This is a genomic window from Uliginosibacterium sp. TH139 (assembly GCF_002855595.1).
GTDB classification, from domain to species: domain Bacteria; phylum Pseudomonadota; class Gammaproteobacteria; order Burkholderiales; family Rhodocyclaceae; genus Uliginosibacterium; species Uliginosibacterium aquaticum.
The window spans coordinates 92,870-114,583 of sequence record NZ_PKRR01000004.1; the positions used below are offsets into that span (position 1 = coordinate 92,870).

The following is a 21,714-nucleotide window of genomic DNA, read 5'->3' on the forward strand; positions in this document are numbered from 1 at the left end:
ATAATAGCACCGCACCTGCGCGCGAGGAGCTCAAGGGGCTTGCAAGGCAAAGAGCTTCCGGCTATAGTCCGCCTTTCCGCGTAATTCTTACCGAAGACAGAACAAATGGCCAATTCCGCTCAAGCCCGCAAGCGCGCACGTCAGGCACTCGTGGCCCGCGCTCACAACGCCAGCCTGCGTTCACGTCTGCGTACCGCTGTGAAGGCCGTGCGCAAGGCTGTGGATGCCGGCGACAAGGCAGCCGCTCAACAAGTGTTCCAGCAGTCTGTCAGCATCATCGACAGCATCGCTGACAAGGACATCGTGCACAAGAACGTAGCTGCTCGTCACAAGAGCCGCCTGTCCGCCGCCATCAAGGCGATGGGCGCTGCTGCCTGATTGTGTCCTGCCACTTCGGTGGCAGGGATCAAAAAGGGGTGTGACGCGAGTCGCGCCCCTTTTTCGTTTGTCTCTCCGTTTCCTGTTTCGCTAGACATTGAGCCCCTGACCCTTTGGCAGCGCCGAGCCCTGCCCGAGAAAGAGCATCATGAACCAAGCGCCCAGACATTTTCTGCAGTTCAAGGACCTCTCCCGCGAAGAAATCGACTACGTCTTTGCCCGCGCCAAGTGGATCAAGGACCGGTTCAAGCGTTACGAGACCTATCACCCGTTGTTCGATCGTACCCTGGTCATGATCTTCGAGAAGGCCAGCACGCGTACGCGCCTGTCTTTCGAGGCCGGCATGTTCCAGCTCGGTGGCTCCGCCATCTATCTGAATACGCGCGACTCCCAGCTGGGGCGTGGCGAGCCGGTGGAGGATGCGGCCCAGGTCATCTCGCGCATGAGCGACGTGGTGATGATCCGCACCTTCGAACAGACCATCGTCGAGCGCTTCGCAGCCAATTCACGCGTGCCGGTGATCAATGGTCTGACCAACGAGTTTCACCCCTGCCAGATCCTCGCCGACATCTTCACCTGGATCGAGCGCAATGGCTCCATTCAGGGCAAGACCGTGGCTTGGATCGGTGACACCAACAACATGTGCAACACCTGGTTGCAGGCAGCCGAGCTGCTGGACTTCAAGGTGCACGTGAGCTCGCCGAAGGGTTACGAGGTGGATCAGGCCAAGGCCAACATCACGGGATCGGCGCACTACGAGCAGTTCGCCGATCCGATGGATGCTGCGCGTGGTGCTCACATCATCACCACTGATGTGTGGACCTCGATGGGCTTTGAAGCCGAGAACGAGGCGCGCCTGCGCGACTTCGCCGACTATCAGGTCGATGGCGACATGATGCGGGTGGCCGACAAGGAGGCCGTGTTCATGCACTGCCTGCCGGCACACCGTGGCGAAGAGGTAACCTCGGAGGTTATTGACGGCCCGCAGAGTGTGGTGTGGGAAGAGGCTGAGAACCGCCTGCATGCACAGAAAGCGCTGCTGGAGTTTCTGGTGGTTGGCCGCGTGCAGGGCTAAAGCCGGCCTGCCTGAACAACAAGAAACCCGCCTCGGCGGGTTTTTTGTTGCTTGCAAAGAGCCCTTAGGGCTTCATTCCAACTTCCCGCGCGGTCTGCGGACCGATCAGGCATTCGGCGAGCGCGTGCGGCATTTCGAGTTCGGTTTCCGAGATGGGGGTGCGTCCGGCCATGATTTCACAAAGGTGCTGCGGATAGCGCGGGTTCGCGTCTGGCTCTGCAAAGCCGGCGGGGTATTGTGGTCGCAGGTCGAATCCGTATTTGTCCGTTGCGCCCATGGTGTGCAGGATTTCGTGGGCGATCACCACGTTGTTGCTGCGTTGCATGGTGCGGGCGGAATGCACGTTGCTGAGGGCAATTTGCCCTTTGGCGAGCCCGTGTGAATCCGGCACCCGGCCACCATTGGCGTCTGAATCCCAGAAGATGACGAAGGCCCGGATGTTGGCGCGTGGCATGCCGTCCGGCTGCTGCCAGGCCCAGTAGCGCAGCTTCAGGCTCCATAGCAACACATCCAGCCCGCTGCGTTGAGCGGGGGCGGAAGGGGGCAGGGCGTTCAGTGCGGGTTGCAGGCTGACCCGCAGCGGGCGTGGGTTGCTCACGCCGTGGGCCTGGGCCTGTTCGGTGAAAAAGCCCTCAATATCCTTGAAGTCGTCTTCCTGCAGACGGGCGATGCGTGCGGCGGCTGCTGGACTGCCATCGCCGTTGAGGGGGAAGATCGAGACTTGCAGGGTCTTGCTCCAGTCACGTGTCTGCTTGTGAGCGCGCCAGGCATTGAGGCCAACCGTGGCAAGAATGAAGAGCAGGATGGCGATACGCAGTTTTTTCCACATAGCGAGACTCTAGCGTGTTCCTGTGCGCTCTGGACGCCCGAAAAGTCTGCTGGCGAAAGGGTTTTTGTTTTGTGTTGAGCCACGTAGCATTCGGGTTTTGCACGGCGAGCGGCAGTCGTGCAGGCCCATAACATGCCGCCGGAAGCCCCGCCAACATGAATCAAGCAATGATCTTCGGTTTGAGCGAACCAGAATTCGCCGAACTGTGCCTCAAATTCCTGCTCTCTGGCCTGATTGCCTGGATGGTGTTCATCATCTGGAACCTTGCCCGCGAATCTAAAGCTGGCAAATACGGCATGCTATGGATGTTCATGGGCCTGGGGCTTGGCATGTTCGGTTTCATTGCCAAGGAATTGATTATCAAGATGCTGGCGCAGTAATCCGTCTCTCGGCTAGCGCAGGGGCTCCGGCTATAATCCGGAGCCTTTTCTTTTTCCTTTTCGGGAATTCCTGCAATGAGCCAAACCCAGTTCGACGCCGTTTCGGTCGTCACCAAAGCCAATGTGTATTTCGACGGCAAGTGCGTCAGCCACAGCATCGTGCTGGCCGACGGCACCAAAAAGTCGGTCGGCGTGATCCTGCCCGCGAAGCTGACCTTCAACACCGGCGCCGCCGAAATCATGGAAACCGTGGCCGGCTCCTGCCGCGTGCTGCTCAAGGGCGAAACCGAGTGGAAGAGCTATGGTGAAGGCCAGTGCTTCGATGTGCCGGCCAACTCCAGCTTCGAGATCGAAGTCAGCGGCGAGGCCTATCACTACATCTGCCACTTTGCCTGAAATCCCTTGCCGCGCTAGTGCGCGAAGCGCTGGCTGCGTTGGCGTGCTCGACGTACTCGCTGTACGTCTGTGCGCGCCGCCTTGCCAGCGCTCCGCTCGCAACGCGCCTCAAGGAATTCCGAGCTACTGAGATTGGGAGCACAACATGCCTTCATTTGATTTCACTTCCGAAGCCGATATGGTCGCCCTGAAGAACGCGATCGACGTGGCCGCGCGCCAGATCGACAACCGTTACGACTTCAAGGGCACCAGCGCCAAGATCGACTTCAACGAGAAGGACAAGCAGATCACTCTGTTTGGCGACTCGGATTTCCAGCTCGACCAGATCAAGGATATCCTCTTCCCCGCACTGGAGAAGAAGGAAGCCGAGAGTTCCAAGCGCCTTGATGGCGAGAAGATCGAGACGATCTCGGGCAACAAGGTCAAGCAGGTCTTCAAGATCAAAAGTGGCATCGAGAGCGAACTGGCCAAGAAGATCGTGAAGATGATCAAGGATGCCAAGCTCAAGGTTCAGGCGGCCATTCAGGGTGATGCGGTGCGGGTGACTGGCGCCAAACGCGATGATCTGCAGGAATGCATCGCCTTGATTCGCAAGTCGGTGACGGATTTCCCGGTCAAGGCCGGCAACTTCCGCGACTGAGCTTTTATTGCGGCTCCGCTTGAGCGGAGCCCTTAGCGCTTGGAGCTGTGCTCAGGGAGTAGTTGGGTGGCAAAAATCCTGTATCGGGCGCGAGATGCGGCGGGCAACAAGAAGCAAGGCTATATCGAGGCTGCTACGCTGGAGGCTGCGCGCGAAGCCTTGCTTGCCAAGGGCTTGAGTGATCCGCAGTTTTTCAATGAACCTGGGGTGGCGGCTCTGCGCGAGGATCTTGCCAGCCTTTCACCGGCTCAGGCGCAGCAGCAAGCGGCATTCGAGTTGCGCATCCGTGAGCGGCCGGGCTATTCGACCTTCATTCGCGAGCTGCTGCGGCGCCAGCGCTGGCTTCTGGCCATCGATGCTGTGCTGTTGCTGTGGGGTCTGTGGTCGGGTGATGGCTGGCTGTGTCTGGCGGCTGTACTGTTATTCGCGGGCAGCGTGCTGTGGCCGATCTGGAAATTCCGTGATGTGCAGCGCTACAACGACATGCTGCGCAGTTTCGCACTGGGCGAATGGTCGCGGGCGCTGGCGCTGATCAGCGAACTCAAAGCGGGTGGGGGCAAGCCACTTCTCATGCGCAGTGATTTCGCCTTCCGCGAGGCTTATATCCACATCCGCTCGGGTGAGACGACTCTGGCCCGGGAAACCGAACGGCTGGACCGCCTGCACGCTGAACTCGAGGCGAGCGCTCCCGGCATGTTTGACATGCGCTATGCCTCCCTGTGTGCAGCGGCCAACGATGGTGCCGGGGTGGTGGCGGCCATGCGTCGGGCGCTGCTACTGAACTCGTCGGATTCGTCGCGCCTGGTCGATGTGGCCAACAGCGAGGCGCGCTTCGGTTCAATCGAGCAGGCGGAAGCAGTGCTCAAGAAGGCGCAGGATTGCGTGCAGCAGGAAATGGCTCAGCCCTTCATCGACTGGACCCGTGGCCTGATCGCGCTGCGTCGCAACCAGTCCGAAGCCGAAACCCACCTGGCTGAAGCCATGCGCGGCTTCATGGTGTATGCCGCCAATCCGGCCGTGCTGGGGGCGGTTGGCCTGTGCGGCGGCGCCTACGCGATTGCCCTGGCGCGCAATGGGCGGCGCAAGGAAGCCCGTGATGTGGTGCGCCAGGTGTCGCCGGTGCTCAAGGCGCATGGTGACCATGCCCTGATGACCCTGCTGCGCTTTGAGATGAAGAAGGCTGAGGGCGCAAAGGCAGAGGTCTGAGGTGGTCCTCAACGTCGTCTGGCTGTTCTTCTTTTTCGCGGCTTTCGCGGCCTGCCTCGTGCAATGCGTTTGGTTGGGTGACACCGCCATCTTCTCGCGAGTGCTGCAGGAATCCTTCGTGATGTCGAAGACGGCCTTCGAGATTGGCCTCGGGCTCACCGGCGTGCTCACCTTCTGGCTCGGCATCATGAAGGTTGGCGAGCAAGCAGGCGCGGTGGCGCTGTTGGCACGCCTCGTCGATCCGCTCTTCCGGCGCCTGTTTCCAGGCGTGCCGGCGGGCCATCCTGCGCAAGGGGCGATGCTGCTGAACATCGGCGCCAACATGCTGGGGCTGGACAATGCAGCCACCCCGATGGGCCTCAAGGCCATGCGCGCGCTGCAGGAACTCAATCCTGATCCTGATCGCGCCAGCGATGCGCAGATCCTGTTCATCGTGCTCAACGCCAGCGGGCTGACCCTGATCCCGGTAAGCATCATGACTTACCGTGCCCAGCTCGGCGCAGCCAACCCGGCCGATGTGTTCCTGCCGATTTTACTGGCGACCTTTTTTTCGACCCTCTTCGGCTTGCTGGCGGTGGCTTGGGTGCAGAAGATCCGCCTCGCGCATCCGGTGGTGCTGGCCTGGCTGTTGGGCATGGGCGCGGCGGTGGGCGGCACCCTACTGCATTTCGCGCGCCTGACGGCGGAGCAGATGGCAGCCCAGTCGGCCTTCGTTTCCGGCTTCACGCTGTTTGCGATCATCGTGGCCTTTCTGGGGCTCGCGGCATGGAAGAAGGTGCAGGCCTTCGAGGCTTTCATTGAAGGCGCGAAGGAAGGCTTCAGCACTGCGGTGATGGTGATTCCGTATCTGGTGGCGATCCTCGTCGGCATCGCCGTGTTCCGCGCCAGCGGTGGCATGGACTTCCTGATGCGTGGCATGGCCTGGTTGCTGAGCCTGCTTGGTGTGCCGGAAGACATCGTACCGGCCTTGCCCACTGCGCTGATGAAGCCGCTCTCTGGTAGCGGTGCGCGCGGCATGATGATTGATGCGATGAAGACTTACGGTGCGGACAGCTTCGCCGGGCGCCTCGCCTGCATGTTCCAGGGCGCGGCGGATACGACTTTCTATGTCGTGGCGGTGTATTTTGGCGCCGTCGGCGTGCGCAATACGCGGCATGCCGTGCCTTGCTGCCTGATCGCGGATCTGGCCGGTGTGGTCGCGGCGGTGCTGCTGGCTTTCCTATTCTTCCCGGCCTGAACGCCTGTCGTACCCGTGCGCGGTACGGGCGAGGCGGCTAAAGTGGACACATCACAGCAGATTGAGCAGGAGGCCCTATGGCCGTGTCGTCCGTTTCCCCGAATGTGCAGACCCAGGTGCAGATCGAGGTCTTGAAGAAAGCCAACGAGATGCAGGCCCAGCAGACTCGCCAGCTCGTCGAGGCGCAGGTCCAGCAGCAGAAGGAAGCCCAGGCTGAGCCGCCGCCCGAGCCCGGAAAGGCCGGCAGCGTCATCAACACCTACGCCTAGAGCACGGCTCCATGTACTGCGTGGACCAATCCTGAAGCTCCGGTGCTCAGCGTATTCACATACGCTTCCGCTCCTCGCTTCAGCCTTGACCCGCTCGCTACGATGGCTGCCGCACTCTGCCTTGCACTGAATAAAGTGTTGTTTAGTAAAAACGCCAGCATGTGTGCTGGCGTTTTCTTTTCAGCTTTGTGTGCTTACTTTGCGTGCTCGAAATAGCGCAGCAGGCGCTTGGGCATCCAGTCCAACCGGCCCGGGAAGGGGCCAGTGACGAAGCCGACGTGGCCGCCCTCGGGCGGGAAGTCCAGACGCACATGCGGCGAGATCTCGCGCTGAGAGGGCAGGGCTTCGATGGGCATGAAGGGATCGTTAAGCGCATGCAGCATTAAGGTGGGCACGGCGATGCTCGCCAGCAGCGGGCGCGAGGATGCGCGCTTCCAGTAGTCTTCAACGCCTTTGAAACCGTGCAGCGGTGCGGTGAAGGCATCGTCGAACTGCGCCAGGTTGCGGGCCTTGATGGCTTTGCTGGCATCGAAACGGCCTGGGAATTGTTCAGCTTTCTGACGCGCGCGCGGGCGCATGGTGGATAGAAAGTAGCGCGTGTAAATCTTGTTGAAGCCCTGGCCGAGGTGATAGCCCGCTGCCAGCATATCCACTGGCGCCGAAACCGAAGCGGCCTTGTTGATCAATCCGCGCGCTTCTTCGCGCCGGCTGCCCAGCCAGCATAGCAAGGCATTGCCACCGAGCGAGACGCCGGCAGCGTAGCGTGGCACTTCCGGATATTTGCGTGCAAAGCGGCGCAGGATCCAGTCCACTTCATTCGCGTCGCCCGAGTGGTAGGCGCGCGGCAGGCGGTTGGGCTCGCCGGAGCAGCCGCGGAAATGCACGACAGCCCCATTCCAGCCGCGCGCATGCACTTCGCGCATCAGGGAGCGGGCATAGTGACTGCGGCTGGAGCCTTCCAGGCCGTGGAACAGGATCACGATCGGCTGGCCTTCACGTGAGGGCAGAAAATCGAGGTCGATGAAATCTTCGTCCGGAGTTTTCCAGCGCTTGCGTCGCAAAGGTGGCAAGTCGCCCTTGATGGCGAGCGGCCAGATCGTCTGCGCGTGCGCGCCACGCAGCCAGACAGGTGCGGTGTACTTCATGTGCTTCCCCGGATTTATTGCTTGTTTAGGGGAAGTATAGGGGCTGCCTAATGCACCGTGCGCGGCGATTCCTGCATCATCAGACCGCTGGTGTCCGGCGCCGGCGAAGTGTGGTGGACCAACAGTTGCCAGCCACGCGGGCCGCGGGTGTAAACGTTGGTCGTGATCAAGGGAGGGGTCATGGTGTCATCCCCCTCCACGCTGACATGCTGGAGCAGGCTGTGTACCGCTACCAGGGCTGAATGGGTCTTCACCACGCTGCTGGTGCGTACCTGGAATTTCATGCCGGTGTCGAAGAGCTGCTTCCATGATTCGCGGATGGCAGCCAGGCCGGTGAAGCGCGAGCCCCCCGGATGCACGCAGACGGTTTCTTCGTCTTCGCTCCAGACACTCATCATCGCCTCCAGATCGCTGTGCGCGAAGGCGTCGTAGAACGCCTGTTCGGCGTCGTCTGGACTCGGGTAGGTGGAGGTTGGCGCGCTCATGGTCGGGGTGGTCATGGAATGCGCAATCCTACACCGTCAGGGCGACGAACACGCCATCCAGACGAGCGGCGACAGCTCCGTCGCTGAGCACCTCGACCTGCAGGCTCAGCTTGGCCTTGCCGCGCTCGGCCAGTTTCGCCTGGAAACCGGGCCAGTCGGCATCTGCCGGGAAATGCACCCGGGCTGAAAAAGCGCCCGGGATTGGCCGCATGAACTCCATGGTGTTGCGCTGGATAACCAGATGAGGCAAGGGCTCCATGCCATCGAGGCGCACGCGTAGCAGGCTCCAGCCGGCCAGGGTGGCGAGTGTGGCAATGCTGCCGCCGAAGGCGGTGCCGCGATGATTCACGTTGGGCGCGAGCGGCGCATGCAACTCGATGTATTCCGGCGTGGCTTCGCGCACCTCGACCTGCATCGCGGCCGAGAGCGGGATATGGGTGTGCAAGTAGGTCTGCAGTTCTGTGTTGTTCATCGCAGCGTGCTGGCCACGCGCTCGGGCGTGATCTTGTTGAGGCAGTCGAGGTGGCCCAGCGGACATTCGCGCTGGAAGCAGGGACTGCATTCGAGTTTGAGGGAAATGACCTGCGCCTTCTCCGACAGTGGCGGCGTATAGCCGGGGCTGGAAGAGCCGAATAGGGCGGTGAGCGGTGTGCCCAGCGCGGCAGCCACATGCATCAGCCCGGAGTCGTTGGTGACGACGTGACGGGCGATCGAGATCAGTTCCACCGCCTCGGCAAGATTGGTGACACCGCACAGATTGCGGGCTGCGCCTGCCGACAGGCGCAGGATCTCCTCGCCGACAGCCGCGTCCTTCTTTGAGCCTAGCAGCCACACCGGGATACCTTGCTCGAACAGGCTGCGGGCCAGTGCGGCGAAGTGTTTTTCAGGCCAGCGCTTGGCCGGACCGAATTCTGCGCCGGGGCAGAACACCACGGGGGCCGGTACCGCGCTCAGATCTAGGCGTTGCAGCGTGGCGGCGACGGAGCCGGCGCGGAGTCGGGGTAAGGGATAGGGGCGGGGCAGGGGCTTGCCCGGCGGCTCGGCGAGGATGGCGTAGCGTTCGACCTGCAGCGGCGTGGTAACGCTATCCAGAGTGTGGCGAACATTGATCAGGCCATAGCGCGACTCGCCGGTGAAACCCACGCGCCGGGGGATTCCGGCAAAGAAGGGGATCAACGCGGATTTAAGCGAGTTGGGCAGTACGTAAGCCGCGTCATGAGCGCGCTGCTTGAGCTCTCGTGCCAGCCTCCAGCGCTCCTTCAGCCGCAATTGACCGTGGGCGAAGGGGTTGTCGATGACCGCGCCATTGATCTCAGGCATGGCACGCAGCACGGCGGCTACCCAGGGCGGCGCCAGCACGTCGATCACTGCGTACTGGTGGTACTCGCGCAGGCGCATGAAGAGGGTCTGGGCGGCGACGGTATCGCCGATCCACGATGGAGCAATGATCAGAATGCGCATGAGGCGATCAAATGAAAACGGGCCCGGAGGCCCGTTATGGTGAAAGCTCAGTGGCCCTTGGGGGCTTCGCCGTGCAGCACGTAATGGGCTCCGCAGTAGGGGCACTTGGCTTCGCCGCTATGTGCCACGTCGAGGAACACGCGCGGATGGCGTGCCCACAGCGGGGCATCCGGTTGCGGGCAGGCGAGTGGCAGGTCTTTCGCTTCGACGGCGATGGGCTGGTCTTTGTGGGTGTTCTCGGCCATGGGAATCTCCTGTAATGGGTCAGGTCCGTAGCCTGGATGAAGGCTGCAAGCTGGAATCCGGGGCGCTCCCGGACTCCGCAGCGCTGCATCCGGGCTACATCACACGTAGTGCAGCCAGTTGTCGTGCTCGGGCAGCTTGCCGCCGACCAGATCGAAGAAGCGGGCCTGCACGGCGGCGGTAACCGGGCCGCGCTTGCCTTCGCCGATGGCGCGGTTGTCCAGCTCGCGCACCGGGGTGATTTCAGCGGCGGTGCCGGTGAAGAAGGCTTCGTCGGCGATGTAGATGTCGTCGCGGGTCATGCGGCGGGTGCGCACTTCGTAGCCGAGTTCGCGGGCCAGGGTGTGTACCGTGTCGCGGGTGATGCCGGTCAGTGCCGAGGCGATCTCGGGTTCGTAGATCACGCCGTTCTTGACGATGAACAGGTTCTCACCGGCGCCTTCGGCCACGAAGCCTTCGGTGTCGAGCAGCAGGGCTTCGTCGTAGCCGTCCTGGGTGGCTTCGAGGTTGGCGAGGATCGAGTTGGCGTAGGTGCTGGCAACCTTGGCGCGGGCCATGGTCACGTTCACGTGGTGGCGGGCGAAGGAGGAGGTCTTGACGCGGATGCCCTTCTCCAGACCTTCAGCGCCCAGGTAGGCGCCCCAGGGCCAGGCGGCGATCGCCACATGCACGGTGGCGCCGCGCGTGGAGATGCCCATCTTTTCGGAGCCGTAGAAAGCGATCGGGCGCAGGTAGCAGGATTCGAGCTTGTTGGCGCGCACGACTTCCTTCTGGGCTTCGTTGATCGTTTCCTTATCAAACGGCATCTTCATCATGTAGATGTGTGCCGAGGTGAACAGGCGGTCGGTGTGTTCCTTGAGGCGGAAGATCGCGGTGCCACGTTCGGTCTTGTAGGCGCGCACGCCTTCGAAGACGGACACGCCGTAGTGCAGGGAATGGGTCAGCACGTGGGTGGTGGCGTCGCGCCAGGGCACCAGCTTGCCGTCCATCCAGATGAAGCCATCGCGATCAGCCATCGACATGTCAGGAACTCCGAAAACCGTTGAGGGAAGCGGCGGATTTTAGCTCAAGCCGCTCCTGCTGCCCACCGTTCCCCGGCTGACCCCGCACTGATCCGGGCTACAATCCGGCCTTTGCTGCACTGCATTGGCTGCCATGTCGATCTGGAAACCGCACGTTACCGTAGCCGCCATCGTCGAGCGCGAAGGGCGCTTCCTGCTGGTGGAAGAGCACACCGCTGATGGCGTGCGCCTGAATCAGCCGGCCGGCCATCTGGATGAAGGTGAATCGCTGGAGGCTGCCTGCGTGCGCGAGGCGCTGGAGGAGACGGCCCACCATGTTGCCGTTGACGCGCTGGTGGGCATTTACCAATGGACGCGCCCGAGTGGCGACATCACCTATCTGCGTTTCGCGTTTGCCGCGCGGGCGACCGGTTTCGAGGACGGACGTGCGCTGGACGAAGGCATTATCCGCGCTGTGTGGCTGACGCCCGAGGAACTGGCGGCGCAGCCCGAGCGCTGGCGCAGTCCGTTGGTGATGCAGTGCATTCAGGATTATCTGGCCGGCCAGCGCTATCCGCTGGAAGTGATCCGGCATTACGGTTGAAGGATTGGAATCCATGAAGATCGATGGAGAAGGCATGAAGGTCGTCGTTGGCATGTCCGGCGGGGTGGATTCGGCGGTGGCGGCTTTGTTGCTGAAGCAACAGGGTTACGAAGTGACCGGCCTGTTCATGAAGAACTGGGAGGACGATGACGACGACGAGTATTGCTCGACGCGGCAGGATCTGATCGACGTGGTGTCGGTGTGCGATGTGCTGGGCATCGACCTGGAGGTCGTGAACTTCAGTAAGGAGTACAAGGATCGCGTGTTCGCGGATTTCCTGCGCGAATACGAGGCTGGTCGCACGCCGAATCCGGACATCCTGTGCAACAGCGAAATCAAGTTCAAGGCTTTCCTCGACCACGCTGTGGATCTGGGCGCGGACAAGATCGCCACCGGTCACTATGCCGGCGTGCGCGCCTTCGAGAACGACGGGCGTACCGAGTTCCAGCTCCTGAAGGCTGATGACGGCACCAAGGATCAGAGCTACTTTTTGTATCGCCTGAACCAGGCGCAGCTGTCGAAAGCCATCTTCCCGCTGGGCAACATCTACAAGCGCGAGGTGCGCGAGATCGCCGAGCGCGCTGGCCTGCACGTGGCGACCAAGAAGGATTCCACTGGCATCTGCTTCATCGGTGAGCGCCCCTTCCGCGAATTCCTGATGCGCTATCTGCCGACCAAGCCTGGCGAAATCCGCGCACTGGATGACAATCGCCTGATCGGCGAGCATCAGGGCCTGATGTATCACACCATTGGCCAGCGCAAGGGCCTCAACATCGGCGGCATCAAGGGCAATGACGTGGCGGGCGAGCACGAGGCCTGGTATGTGGCCGCCAAGGACATGCAGGCCAATGTCCTGTACGCCGTACAGGGCCACGATCACCCTGCGCTGCAGCGCGAGCGCCTGATCGCGGCCGATCTGAACTGGATCTCCGGGCGAGAGCCGCGCACGCAATGGGTGTATGCCGCCAAGCCGCGCTATCGCACCTCGGATCAGCCCTGCAGCATCGATGCGCTGGCCGATGGCTGCGCCGAGATCGGCTTTGCCGCGCCGCAGTGGGCGGTGACGCCGGGCCAGTCGGTGGTCGTGTACGAGAGCCGTGTCTGTCTCGGTGGCGGCATCATTCTCTGACGCTACCGAATAAAGCTGCTGCGCGCCCCGATCTCGCGACTCTGTTACTCGCCGCACTGCAGTACGGCTGCGTTGCTCCTTGTGACCTCGGAGCACTCACGACGCTTTCTTCCGCAGCGTCGGCCTCGTGATTTCTTTCTGGTGAAAATGCATGAGCACTTCCAGTTTCTTCACCCGCCGCTCCGTCGTTTTCGCGCTCGCGACACTCTGTTGCCTCTTGTGGGGCAGCGCCTATCCGGCGATCAAGAATGGCTATGCGCTGCTGCACATCGCGGCGGATGACATTCCCGGCAAGCTGCTGTTTGCGGGCTGGCGCTTCTTATGGGCTGGCCTCTTGCTGCTGGTGTTTGCGCATTTCTCGGGCAAGTCGCTGCGCCTTGCTTCCGCCCGCGCGGCGGGCGAGGTGTGTCTGCTGGGGCTAACCCAGACTGCGCTGCAATATGTGTTCTTCTACCTCGGGCTGGCCTACACCACTGGCGTGAAGGGCTCGATCATGAATGCCACCGGCACCTTTTTCTCAGTGCTGCTGGCGCACTTCATCTATCACAACGACAAGCTCAGTGCGCCGCGCATCACCGGCTGCCTGATCGGTTTTGCCGGCGTGCTGGTGGTGAACTTCAGCCCCGCGCTGCTGGACTTCCATTTCAGCCTGCTGGGCGAGGGCAGCGTGGTGCTGGCGGCCTTCATCCTCTCGGCCGCCTCGATCTACGGCAAAAAATTGTCGCAGCGCATCGATTCGGTGGTGCTCACGGGCTGGCAGCTCTTCATTGGCGGGCTGGCTCTGCTGGCGGCGGGCTGGTCTTTCGGCGGGCAGCTCGAAGCGTTTTCGCCGGCTGCACTGGCCCTGATGGCCTACATGGTGCTGCTGTCGTCGGTGGCCTTTGCGCTGTGGACCATCCTGCTCAAGTACAACCGTGTCGGTCTGGTGACGGTGTTCAACTTTCTGGTGCCGATCTTTGGTGCAGGCTTGTCGGCGCTGTTCCTTGACGAGCGAATCCTTGAGTGGAAGAACCTGCTGGCCTTGCTGCTGGTATGCGGCGGGATCTGGCTGGTAACCCGCGAAGCATCAGCCAGCAAGGCTTGATCCGCTGAGGATGATTTGAACGCTGCGGCTAGCCTCACTCGCCAGTAATCAGCGCCACGATGCGGGCCTCTTCAGCCTGCCACCAGGGCAGCACGGCTTCGCCCGGCATCGGCCTGCCGAGCAGAAAGCCTTGCACTTGCTGGCAGGACAGGCTTTGCAGCAGACGGAGCTGCTCCACGGTTTCCACGCCTTCGGCCAGCGTGCTGAGCCCCAGATCCAGGCTCATGCTGATCATCGAGGCGAGGATGGTGCGCAAGCTGGGTTTGCCCGGCGCATCGGCCACGAAGGAGCGGTCGATCTTCAGTTCGGTCAGTGGCAGGCGCGAGAGTTGCTGGGCGGTGGAAAATCCGGTGCCGTAATCGTCCATCGACAGGCGGAATCCCTTCAAACGCAAGCGCCCAAGGGCGCCGAGGCCGGCGCCCAGATCGCTCATCAGGGAGGATTCGGTGATTTCCAGAATCAGGCGATCGGGTGGAATGCCTGCGCTCTGGGTGCGGCGGATCAGGTCATCACAGAAGTAGCGGTCTGCCAGGGAGCGGGTGGAGAGGTTAACCGCTACATGCGGATGGAAGCCTTCTGCCTGCCATTGCTGCATGCGGGTCAGCACGGCATCGAACATCGCCCGGGTGAGGTCATCAATCAGGCCATGCGCTTCGGCCACCGGGATGAAGGCCACCGGTGGAATCGGCCCGAAGTGTGGGCTGGTCCAGCGGGCGAGCGATTCGAAGCCTTCCAGTTTGCCGCTCACGAGATTGAGCTTGGGCTGGAAGTGCGGAAGGATTTCCTGGCGGGCGAGTGCGTCAGCGAGGACTTCTGGTGAAACCTTGAGGCCCGCATCGATCGCCGGATGCTCGCGGATCTCGACCATTCGGCTGAAGCCTTCCAGCCCCTGTTGAAGCTGGATCCGGGTGAGTGGCTTGGAGAAGGCGCCGAGAATCGGCAGGCCCAGTTCCTGGCACATTGTTTCGATCGAGCTGAGCAGGTTCGGCTGCTGGCCGCTGACGATCAGGAAGGGCGGGCGATAGTTCTCGTTGGCCAGTGCCTGCAGCATTTCGATGCCGTCCATGCCGGGCATTTCGAGGTCGACGATGAGAAAGGCGGGGGGTGGCGTCTGGTTGCGGATCAGATCGAGCCCGGCGCGACCATCCGCCGCTTCGAGCACCCGCGGCACTCCTGCGCTCTGCAGCATGTCTACGGCATTCATGCGCTGCACGCTGCTGTCATCGACAACCAGCGCGCCGTAGAGTTTGATCGGGCGGGGCAGGCCGTTGCGCATGGGGTGTCTTGTTCAGCGTCCGAAAGACTGCATCACGGTGGGCAGGGCTTCGAGGCCCATCACGTCGCGCGCGCCGCCGTGCTTGATGGCTTCCTTGGGCATGCCGAACACCACGCAGCTGGCTTCATCCTGGGCAATGGTACGGGCGCCGGCATCGAACATCTCTTTCAGGCCGCGCGCGCCATCGTCTCCCATACCGGTCATGATGATGCCAAGGGCATTGGCGCCGGCAGATTTGGCGACCGAGCGGAAGAGCACGTCCACTGAGGGGCGGTGGCGCGACACGAGCGGTCCGTCGACGACCTCCACATCGTATTGCGCGCCATTACGCCGCACCACCAGATGCTTGCCGCCCGGGGCGATCAGGGCGTGGCCGGCCAGGATGCGATCACCCGTTTCGGCCTCCTTGATCTTCATCGGCGAGCGTTCGTTGAGCCGGGCCGCGAAGCTCTTGGTGTACATCGGCGGCATGTGCTGCACCACGACGATACCGGGGGTGGTGGCCGGAAGGCAGCCAAAGAGATATTCGAGCGCCTGGGTGCCGCCGGTGGAGGTACCCACGGCGATGAACTGGTCGGTGGTGCGGGCCATGGCGCTGCGCCCGGAGGGCGGTGCCAGTACGGCATCGGCAGTGAGTTTTTCGTTGGCACGCTCGGCGCTCAGACTGGCCCGCGCGGCCGGGGTGCTGAAAGGCGGTGTGGGCGGTGGCGTGGGGCGACGCAGGGCTTGTGGGCGCAGGCGGGCGCCGGCGGCTTCGCGGATTGCGGTGAGAAACTCGTCCTCGTAATCACGCAGGAATTCGGTGAGTTTCACCGTGGGCTTGGTGATGATGCTCACCGCGCCGGCTTCCATGGCCTGGATGGTGGTTTCGGCCCCGGCTTCGGTGAGCGAGGAGCAGATCACTGTGGGCGTGGGGTGCTCGGCCATGATTTTCTTCAGGAAGGTGATGCCGTCCATGCGTGGCATTTCCACGTCCAGCACGATCACATCGGGCCACTGCGTCTGCATGCGTTGCAGGGCGAATATGGGGTCAGGCGCGGCGCCGATGACTTGGATGCCGTGATGCTTCTGCAGGATTTCCTGCAGTACCGAGCGGACGACCGCCGAGTCGTCGATGATCATGACTTTGATCACAGTGCTCTCCTCATTTTGTGGGCTGGGTGCGACGGAAGACTGCGGTACCGGTCTGTTGCATGCCGGCTGGCAGGGCGGTAAGGGTTTCGGATTCGCCCAGATAGAGGTAGCCGCCGGGCTGCAGGCGGGCGACGACATGGGCGAGGATGCGGCTACGCCGGGGGGCGTCGAAGTAGATCAGTACGTTGCGCAGAAACACGACATCAAATTCGCCCAGGGCGCTGGCAGGCTCCAGCAGGTTGTGCTGCTGGAAGCGCACGCGCTGGCGCAAGGCGGGGGCGATCAGGAACTGCCCGTGGTAACGCTCCAGACCCTTGCGACACCAACGGTGCAGCGTGTGCTCGGGCATGTTCTGCAGGCGCTCAAGCGGATACAGGCCGCGCGCGGCATGCTCCAGCACCTGGGTGGAAATGTCGCTACCGGTGAGCTCCCAGCCATGCAGGCCGAAGTGCTCAGCCAGCTGCATGGCCAGGCTCCAGGTTTCTTCGCCGCTGGAGCAGGCGGCACTCCACACTTTCACCGGCTTGCGCTTGAAGCCGGGCAGGGCGGTCTGTGCAAAGTGCTCGTGCTGGCGTGGCTCGCGGAAGAAATAGGTTTCGTGGGTGGTGAGGGCGTCGAGCATTTTTTGTCGCTCGGCTTCTTCGGCAGGATCGCGCAGCAGTGCGCAGTAGGCCTCGAAACCCGGCAAGCGACGGGCTTCGAGGCGTTTCTGCAGCCGGCTGATGACCAGCATCTTCTTTTCGGGGCGCAGCCGGATGCCGCTGGCTTGTTCGAAGTAAGCCTGCAGCCAGGCAAAGCTCTGATCGGAGAGCGGGTGGGGAAGCCGGGGCATGTGCATGTCCACGCGCTTCTCCCGCTCAGGCGCTGGCAGGCTCGGCTTGCGGGTTCATCTCGGTCTGGTCGATGAGGCGGCGCAACTCGTGCGAGTTGAGCACCTTGTCGATATCCAGCACCACCACGAACTTGCCGTTGCGGTTGATCATGCCAGCCACGAATTCTGTGCGCAGCACGGTACCAAATTCGGGGCGTGGCTCAACCTGGGCGGGGTCAACGTCCAGGACGTCGTGCACCGTGTCGACCATGATGCCGAGAAGCTGATGGAGGCTGTCTTCGCTGCTCGCCTCGAACACGATCACGCAGGTGCGCCAGGTGATCTCCGAGGGGCCGCGGCCGAAGCGCGCGGCGATGTCGATGAGGGGCACCACCGAGCCGCGCAGGTTGATCACGCCGCGCAGGAATTCGGGGGCCAGCGGGATTTCGGTGACGGCCGGATACTCGATGATTTCGCGGATCGGCCCCACCGGCACCGCGAACACCTCCTTGTGTAGCGTGAAGGTGAGGTAGCGGCGCGGACTCTGGTCATTGCTGCTCATGATGCACCTCAGAATCCAGTGAACAGAGATTCATCGACTTCGCCGGGTTTGACTCTCCTGCTGAGGTTCTCGCTGGCGCTGCGCGGTATGTCGATGCTCGATTCGGGTTCAATGAAGCTGGACACTTCATGCCTTAGTTTGAAGAACTTCACGGCATGCTGCAGCTCGACGGCCTGGCTGCTCATCTCTTCGGCTGTCGAGGAGAGCTGCTCGGAAGCGGCCGCGTTGGCCTGAGTGATCTGGGTGAGCTGGTTCATGGCCATGTTGACCTGGGCCACGCCATTTTGCTGCTCGCCCGAGGCTGCGGAGATTTCCCTGACCAGGTCGGAGGTGCGGGCGATCTCGGGCACCATTTCGCCTAGCAGATGGCCGGCGCGTTCGGCGAGGCCGACACTGTTGCTGGCGAGCGCACTGATCTCCTCGGCGGCGGCCTGGCTGCGGTCAGCCAGCTTGCCGACTTCGGAGGCCACCACGGCGAAGCCCTTGCCATAGTCACCGGCGCGGCCGGCTTCGATGGCGGCGTTCAGCGCCAGCAGATTGGTCTTGTAAGCGATGCTGTTGACGATGCTGATCTTCTCGGCGATCTGGCGCATTGCCGCAACGGTATCGGCGACCGCATCGCCACTGAGCTTGGCGCCGTCGGCGGATTTGGCGGCAATGGTGTCGGTGACCTTGGCGTTCTCGGCGTTCTGCGACACGGTGGCGGAGATTTCTTCCATCGAAGCGCTGGTTTCTTCGACACTGGCGGCCTGGTTGCCGGAGTTCTGGGCCAGCGAGGAGGAGGATGCGGCAAGTTCCTCGGAGGCGGAAGCCAGCGCATCGGCCGAGGAGCGTACTTTCTGCATGATCACCGAGAGGCGCTCGACCATCAGTTTCATGGCCCCGAGGGCGCTGTTCTTATTCTTGGCATTGACCTCTACGGCGAGATTGCCTTGGGCCACCTGGCGGGCGATTTCGGCCACATAAGCGGGTTCGCCACCGAGCGAGCGGAGGGTGCTGAGGGTGACGAAGGCGCCAATGCCGAAAACGGCCAGCAGGCAGATGCTGGTCACTAGCAAGGAAACGTTCTCAGCACTTTCACGAACCTTGAGTGCTTCGGCGGCCATGTCTTTGCCCATTTGCGCGTTGTAGTTGAGGATCTCGTCAAAGGCCTTGGAGAGCTTGGCGGTGTAGGTGGCGTGCTCCTTCATCAGGCTGACGAGCTTGTCGGTCTTGTTCAGGCTGTCGGCATTGGTGGCTTTGACCTGTTCGACAATCTTGTTCTTGAAGCCGAAGTATTCGTCGAAGGCGTCTTTCAGGGCCTTGTGCAGTTTGGCGTCGTTGTCGTTGGAGACGACTTTTTCATAGTCAGTCAGTGCCTTGTTGATCTGCTTTTCGTTGGTGAGCATGTCACTCTGCAGCTTTTCGCGATCCTTGGGGTCGGTGGAGATGGCCAGGCGCCACAGCAGCACACGGTTCTTGGCATAGGGATCGATGGCGTCGTTCAGGATCAGCAGCGAGGGCACCGTATTTTCATTGGCGTAATTGGCGCTCTCGAAGACTTTGGTGGTCTCCTTGCCGGAGAACCAGGCGAGGAAGACGAGGCCTGCAAGGGCCGCGACGACCAGAAGCAACATCTTGTGGATCAGTTTCATGGCAAATCTCCTGGTTCAGGACAGCTGGATGGTGCGGGGGGCGCGCTCGCCACCCTGTTCGGCCAGACGCACGCGGCTGGCTTCGACCTGCGAGGTGCGGTCGAAGAGGGCCGGTACATCGAGAATCAGGGCGACCTTGCCGTCGCCCAGGATGGTGGCGCCTCCGAGTCCGTGAATGCCGGACAGGAGATAGCCCAAAGGTTTGATCACCGCTTGCAGTTCGCCGACGAGGCGGTCGACCAGGATGCCGGCGCGGCGTCGCCCGCTCTGCACGATCAGCATCGAGCGGTATTCGCCGCTGCTGTGTGCAGGAATGCCGAATACATCGGAGAGCTTGACGAAGGGCAGCGGCTCGCCGCGCAGGTTGATGATGTCCTGTGCGTCCGGCTCGTCCTCGATCTCGATGCACTCGAGAACCAGTTCCAGCGGAATCACGAAGTTGCGCTCGCCCACCATCACGCGGAAGCAATCGATGATGGCCAGGGTGAGGGGCAGGCGGATGCGGAAAGTGCTGCCCTGTCCGAGCACCGACTCGATCTCGATGGCGCCGTGCAGCTCGTCGATATTGCGGCGCACGACATCCATGCCCACGCCGCGTCCGGAAAGATCGGTGACCTGTTCCGCGGTTGAGAAGCCGGGTTTGAAGATCAGGCCGAAAGTGGCCTGTTCGTCGAGCTGGGCATCGGGTGCAATCAGGCCGTTCTCGATGGCCTTGGCACGGATCCTGGCCGGGTTGAGGCCACGGCCGTCGTCGCGCACCTCGATCACGATGCCGCCCGAATCCTGGAAGGCATTCAGGCTCAGCCGACCCTCGGCAGGCTTGCCGGCTTCGAGGCGCTGCTCAATGGGCTCGATGCCGTGGTCGATGGCATTGCGCACGATGTGCAGCAGCGGATCGGCGAGTTTCTCGATCATGGATTTATCCAGCTCGGCTTCGGCGCCGCTGATCGAGAGCTCAATCTTCTTGCCCAGATCCTTGGCGACGTCGCGCACGATACGTGGGAAGCGCTGGAAAATTTCGCCAATCGGCGTCATGCGTAGATTGAGGCTCTTGTTGCGGATCTGCTCGACGAGCTTTTCGATCTCGCCCATCACTTCACCCACGGCCGAAAACTGCTGCTGGCGCACGAAGAGCTGGCCGCTGGCAGCGGCAATCACCAGCTCGCCGACGGTATTGATGAGTTCATCGAGCTTGCGTGCCTCGACCTTGACGAAGGTCTGCTCGCCAGTGGCACGGCGCGGTGCGCGCGGGGCACTGGCGCCTGGGGCGGCGGGCTGGGCGGTGGTTTCGCTGGAGCCAGGCTGCGGTGCCGGCGCCTCGATGCGCTCGATGCGGATGTCGCTGCCCTCGGCCACGAAATCAAAAGTGGCGGAAATCTCCTGTTGGCTGGCAATCGAATCGAGCAGGATCGAGAAGCGCAGGTAACAGCATTCAGGATCCATGTCGGCAAGTGCCGGCAGGCTGTCGCTGTCGGTATGGATGGCCACGATCTCGCCGAGGCGCGCGAGGTAGTGGATGAAGGACAGCGGATCCATGCCATCGCGCAGCACTTCGGGATAGAAACTGAGGCTGATGCGCCAGTGGTGCAGCGCGTTGGCAGTGCTGACCGGGGCGTTGCCGGTGGCCGTGCTGGCGCTGGTGGCCGGTTTGCCGAGGCAGGTGTTGAGGGCTGCGAGCAGATGCGCGCGCTGGTCCGGGTCTGGCTCGCTGTGCTCATGGCCTTGTTCGAGTTCGTCGATCAGGCGGCTGATGTAGCTGCCGCAGTCGAACATCAGCGAGAGCAGGGTGGCATCGGCATGCAGCGTGCCCTGGCGGACCTGCACCAGCACGCTTTCCATCACGTGAGTGAAATCCACGATCAGTTCGAGGCCGAAGAGGCCCGCCGAACCCTTGATGGTGTGCGCTGCACGGAATACGGCGTTGATGTCCTCCGGGTCCGGTCCTTCCTGCTCCATGCGCAGGAGTGCCGCATCCATGGCGGCCAGAAGTTCGCGCGATTCTTCGATGAGCGCGGCGCGGGCGCGGTCCAGATCGATCATGCGAGGGCCTCCTGTTGGCAGGCGCTGCGCAGCGGTTCGAGCTGCAGCAGTTCAACGGTCTGCACGAAAGCTTCCGAGGGGGCCGTGATGCGCACCGGATGGGATTCATGCAGCAGGGCGGTGAGGATCTGCAGGCCGGCTATGTCAATGCTCTCCAGGCCGGAGAGATCCAACTCCAGTTGTTCGGAGGTGGTGAGTGCCAGCGCCAGGGCGTCGCGCAGTTCGGCGGCGTCGGCGATGCTGACTTCGTCGGCCAGCGCGATGCGCCGCTGCGGGCCCGGATCAAGAATCGTGAGTTCCATCGGAGCTTCTCCGGTCAGGGGGCGATCAGTTTGGAGACGGCATCGAGCAGGGCGGGCGGCTGGAAGGGTTTGACCACCCAGGCTCGCACGCCGGCAGCCTTGCCATCCGCCATCTTGGCCGGATCGCTCTCGGTGGTGAGCATGATGATCGGGGTGAATTTGTAGGCAGGCAGTAGCTTGGCGGCTTTCACGAAGGTGAGGCCGTCCATGTTCGGCATGTTCACGTCGGAAACGATCAGGTTGTATTTGCGACCGTCGAGCTTGGTGAGCGCATCCTTGCCGTCGCAGGCTTCCACCACTTCGTAGCCGGCACCCTTGAGAGCGATGGCGAGCGTGATGCGCAGGCTGGATGAGTCGTCGACAATCAGGATGGTTTTGGCCATAAACAGGGTC

General features: G+C 62.3%; 26 protein-coding genes. 11 read left to right on the forward strand and 15 right to left on the reverse strand.

Annotated features, from left to right (window positions below):
• Nucleotides 1–105: 105 nt before the first annotated feature.
• Together rpsT and argF are read left to right on the forward strand one after the other, a co-directional pair.
• The gene (gene rpsT, locus C0V76_RS10330; RefSeq protein ID WP_101942331.1) at nucleotides 106–378 is read left to right on the forward strand and encodes a 30S ribosomal protein S20; all 273 of its coding nucleotides are present in this window, start codon (nucleotides 106–108) and stop codon (nucleotides 376–378) included.
• 148 nt (nucleotides 379–526) lie between these two features.
• Nucleotides 527–1,453 carry an ornithine carbamoyltransferase gene (gene argF, locus C0V76_RS10335; protein ID WP_101942332.1) on the forward strand — a complete coding sequence of 309 codons (927 nt, stop codon included), beginning with the start codon at nucleotides 527–529 and terminating at the stop codon, nucleotides 1,451–1,453.
• A 64-nt stretch (nucleotides 1,454–1,517) separates the two neighbouring features.
• Here the strand turns inward: argF and C0V76_RS10340 are convergent, their stop codons facing one another.
• Nucleotides 1,518–2,282, reverse strand: coding sequence for a hypothetical protein (locus tag C0V76_RS10340; protein ID WP_101942333.1), 765 nt, complete (start codon nucleotides 2,280–2,282; stop codon nucleotides 1,518–1,520).
• 155 nt (nucleotides 2,283–2,437) lie between these two features.
• Here C0V76_RS10340 and C0V76_RS10345 point away from each other — a divergent pair, with 155 nt between their 5' ends.
• From C0V76_RS10345 to C0V76_RS10370, 6 genes are all read left to right on the forward strand, one after another.
• Nucleotides 2,438–2,662, forward strand: a complete 225-nt coding sequence (locus C0V76_RS10345) for a DUF2788 domain-containing protein (protein WP_101942334.1) — start codon at nucleotides 2,438–2,440, stop codon at nucleotides 2,660–2,662.
• A gap of 75 nt (nucleotides 2,663–2,737) precedes the next feature.
• A complete protein-coding gene (locus C0V76_RS10350; protein ID WP_101942335.1) occupies nucleotides 2,738–3,058 on the forward strand; it encodes a pyrimidine/purine nucleoside phosphorylase in 321 nt (106 codons plus the stop codon).
• Nucleotides 3,059–3,203: 145 nt separating this feature from the next.
• Nucleotides 3,204–3,698 carry a YajQ family cyclic di-GMP-binding protein gene (locus tag C0V76_RS10355; protein ID WP_101942336.1) on the forward strand — a complete coding sequence of 165 codons (495 nt, stop codon included), beginning with the start codon at nucleotides 3,204–3,206 and terminating at the stop codon, nucleotides 3,696–3,698.
• A 66-nt stretch (nucleotides 3,699–3,764) separates the two neighbouring features.
• The gene (locus tag C0V76_RS10360) at nucleotides 3,765–4,904 is read left to right on the forward strand and encodes a hypothetical protein (RefSeq protein WP_101942337.1); all 1,140 of its coding nucleotides are present in this window, start codon (nucleotides 3,765–3,767) and stop codon (nucleotides 4,902–4,904) included.
• A gap of 1 nt (nucleotide 4,905) precedes the next feature.
• Nucleotides 4,906–6,141, forward strand: coding sequence for a nucleoside recognition domain-containing protein (locus tag C0V76_RS10365; protein WP_101942338.1), 1,236 nt, complete (start codon nucleotides 4,906–4,908; stop codon nucleotides 6,139–6,141).
• A gap of 83 nt (nucleotides 6,142–6,224) precedes the next feature.
• Nucleotides 6,225–6,410 (forward strand): putative motility protein, encoded by a 186-nt coding sequence (locus C0V76_RS10370; RefSeq protein WP_158239209.1) that lies wholly within the window; start codon nucleotides 6,225–6,227, stop codon nucleotides 6,408–6,410.
• Nucleotides 6,411–6,604: 194 nt separating this feature from the next.
• On the opposite strand, the gene C0V76_RS10375 is transcribed toward C0V76_RS10370, so the two are convergent.
• The 6 genes from C0V76_RS10375 to C0V76_RS10400 form a co-directional block, all read right to left on the reverse strand.
• Entirely contained in the window at nucleotides 6,605–7,555 is a 951-nt protein-coding gene (locus tag C0V76_RS10375; RefSeq protein WP_101942340.1) for a hydrolase, read from the reverse strand.
• Between the two features lie 47 nt (nucleotides 7,556–7,602).
• Entirely contained in the window at nucleotides 7,603–8,055 is a 453-nt protein-coding gene (locus C0V76_RS10380) for a nuclear transport factor 2 family protein (protein WP_254048220.1), read from the reverse strand.
• Between the two features lie 13 nt (nucleotides 8,056–8,068).
• Entirely contained in the window at nucleotides 8,069–8,512 is a 444-nt protein-coding gene (locus tag C0V76_RS10385; RefSeq protein WP_101942341.1) for a YiiD C-terminal domain-containing protein, read from the reverse strand.
• Complete coding sequence (gene waaF / locus C0V76_RS10390) at nucleotides 8,509–9,501, reverse strand: lipopolysaccharide heptosyltransferase II (RefSeq protein WP_101942342.1); 993 nt, start codon at nucleotides 9,499–9,501, stop codon at nucleotides 8,509–8,511. The genes C0V76_RS10385 and waaF overlap by 4 nt, the downstream gene beginning before the upstream one ends.
• A 47-nt stretch (nucleotides 9,502–9,548) precedes the next feature.
• Nucleotides 9,549–9,746: a zinc-finger domain-containing protein gene (locus C0V76_RS10395; protein WP_101942343.1), complete on the reverse strand. Its 198-nt coding sequence runs from the start codon at nucleotides 9,744–9,746 to the stop codon at nucleotides 9,549–9,551.
• A gap of 99 nt (nucleotides 9,747–9,845) precedes the next feature.
• Nucleotides 9,846–10,766 (reverse strand): branched-chain amino acid transaminase, encoded by a 921-nt coding sequence (locus tag C0V76_RS10400; RefSeq protein WP_101942344.1) that lies wholly within the window; start codon nucleotides 10,764–10,766, stop codon nucleotides 9,846–9,848.
• 133 nt (nucleotides 10,767–10,899) lie between these two features.
• Here C0V76_RS10400 and C0V76_RS10405 point away from each other — a divergent pair, with 133 nt between their 5' ends.
• The 3 genes from C0V76_RS10405 to C0V76_RS10415 all read left to right on the forward strand — a co-directional run bounded on the left by C0V76_RS10405 (nucleotide 10,900) and on the right by C0V76_RS10415 (nucleotide 13,562).
• On the forward strand, nucleotides 10,900–11,349 hold the full coding sequence (locus C0V76_RS10405) for an NUDIX hydrolase (protein WP_101942345.1): 450 nt from the start codon (nucleotides 10,900–10,902) through the stop codon (nucleotides 11,347–11,349).
• 34 nt (nucleotides 11,350–11,383) lie between these two features.
• Entirely contained in the window at nucleotides 11,384–12,478 is a 1,095-nt protein-coding gene (gene mnmA, locus C0V76_RS10410) for a tRNA 2-thiouridine(34) synthase MnmA (protein WP_101942757.1), read from the forward strand.
• 151 nt (nucleotides 12,479–12,629) lie between these two features.
• Nucleotides 12,630–13,562 (forward strand): DMT family transporter, encoded by a 933-nt coding sequence (locus tag C0V76_RS10415; RefSeq protein ID WP_101942346.1) that lies wholly within the window; start codon nucleotides 12,630–12,632, stop codon nucleotides 13,560–13,562.
• Between the two features lie 34 nt (nucleotides 13,563–13,596).
• Here the strand turns inward: C0V76_RS10415 and C0V76_RS10420 are convergent, their stop codons facing one another.
• Genes C0V76_RS10420 through C0V76_RS10455 form a run of 8 tightly spaced genes read right to left on the reverse strand, consistent with a single transcriptional unit; the run spans nucleotide 13,597 to nucleotide 21,704 of the window.
• Nucleotides 13,597–14,838 carry an EAL domain-containing protein gene (locus C0V76_RS10420; protein ID WP_101942347.1) on the reverse strand — a complete coding sequence of 414 codons (1,242 nt, stop codon included), beginning with the start codon at nucleotides 14,836–14,838 and terminating at the stop codon, nucleotides 13,597–13,599.
• Nucleotides 14,839–14,850: 12 nt separating this feature from the next.
• A complete protein-coding gene (locus C0V76_RS10425) occupies nucleotides 14,851–15,960 on the reverse strand; it encodes a chemotaxis response regulator protein-glutamate methylesterase (RefSeq protein ID WP_101942758.1) in 1,110 nt (369 codons plus the stop codon).
• Between the two features lie 22 nt (nucleotides 15,961–15,982).
• Nucleotides 15,983–16,804, reverse strand: a complete 822-nt coding sequence (locus C0V76_RS10430) for a protein-glutamate O-methyltransferase CheR (protein ID WP_101942760.1) — start codon at nucleotides 16,802–16,804, stop codon at nucleotides 15,983–15,985.
• A 25-nt stretch (nucleotides 16,805–16,829) separates the two neighbouring features.
• Entirely contained in the window at nucleotides 16,830–17,345 is a 516-nt protein-coding gene (locus C0V76_RS10435) for a chemotaxis protein CheW (RefSeq protein WP_101942348.1), read from the reverse strand.
• An 8-nt stretch (nucleotides 17,346–17,353) separates the two neighbouring features.
• Nucleotides 17,354–18,979, reverse strand: a complete 1,626-nt coding sequence (locus tag C0V76_RS10440) for a methyl-accepting chemotaxis protein (RefSeq protein WP_254048221.1) — start codon at nucleotides 18,977–18,979, stop codon at nucleotides 17,354–17,356.
• A 15-nt stretch (nucleotides 18,980–18,994) separates the two neighbouring features.
• Entirely contained in the window at nucleotides 18,995–21,019 is a 2,025-nt protein-coding gene (locus C0V76_RS10445) for a chemotaxis protein CheA (protein ID WP_101942349.1), read from the reverse strand.
• Complete coding sequence (locus C0V76_RS10450) at nucleotides 21,016–21,321, reverse strand: lipid asymmetry maintenance protein MlaB (RefSeq protein ID WP_101942350.1); 306 nt, start codon at nucleotides 21,319–21,321, stop codon at nucleotides 21,016–21,018. The genes C0V76_RS10445 and C0V76_RS10450 overlap by 4 nt, the downstream gene beginning before the upstream one ends.
• 14 nt (nucleotides 21,322–21,335) lie before the next feature.
• On the reverse strand, nucleotides 21,336–21,704 hold the full coding sequence (locus tag C0V76_RS10455) for a response regulator (RefSeq protein WP_101942351.1): 369 nt from the start codon (nucleotides 21,702–21,704) through the stop codon (nucleotides 21,336–21,338).
• Nucleotides 21,705–21,714 lie beyond the last annotated feature (10 nt).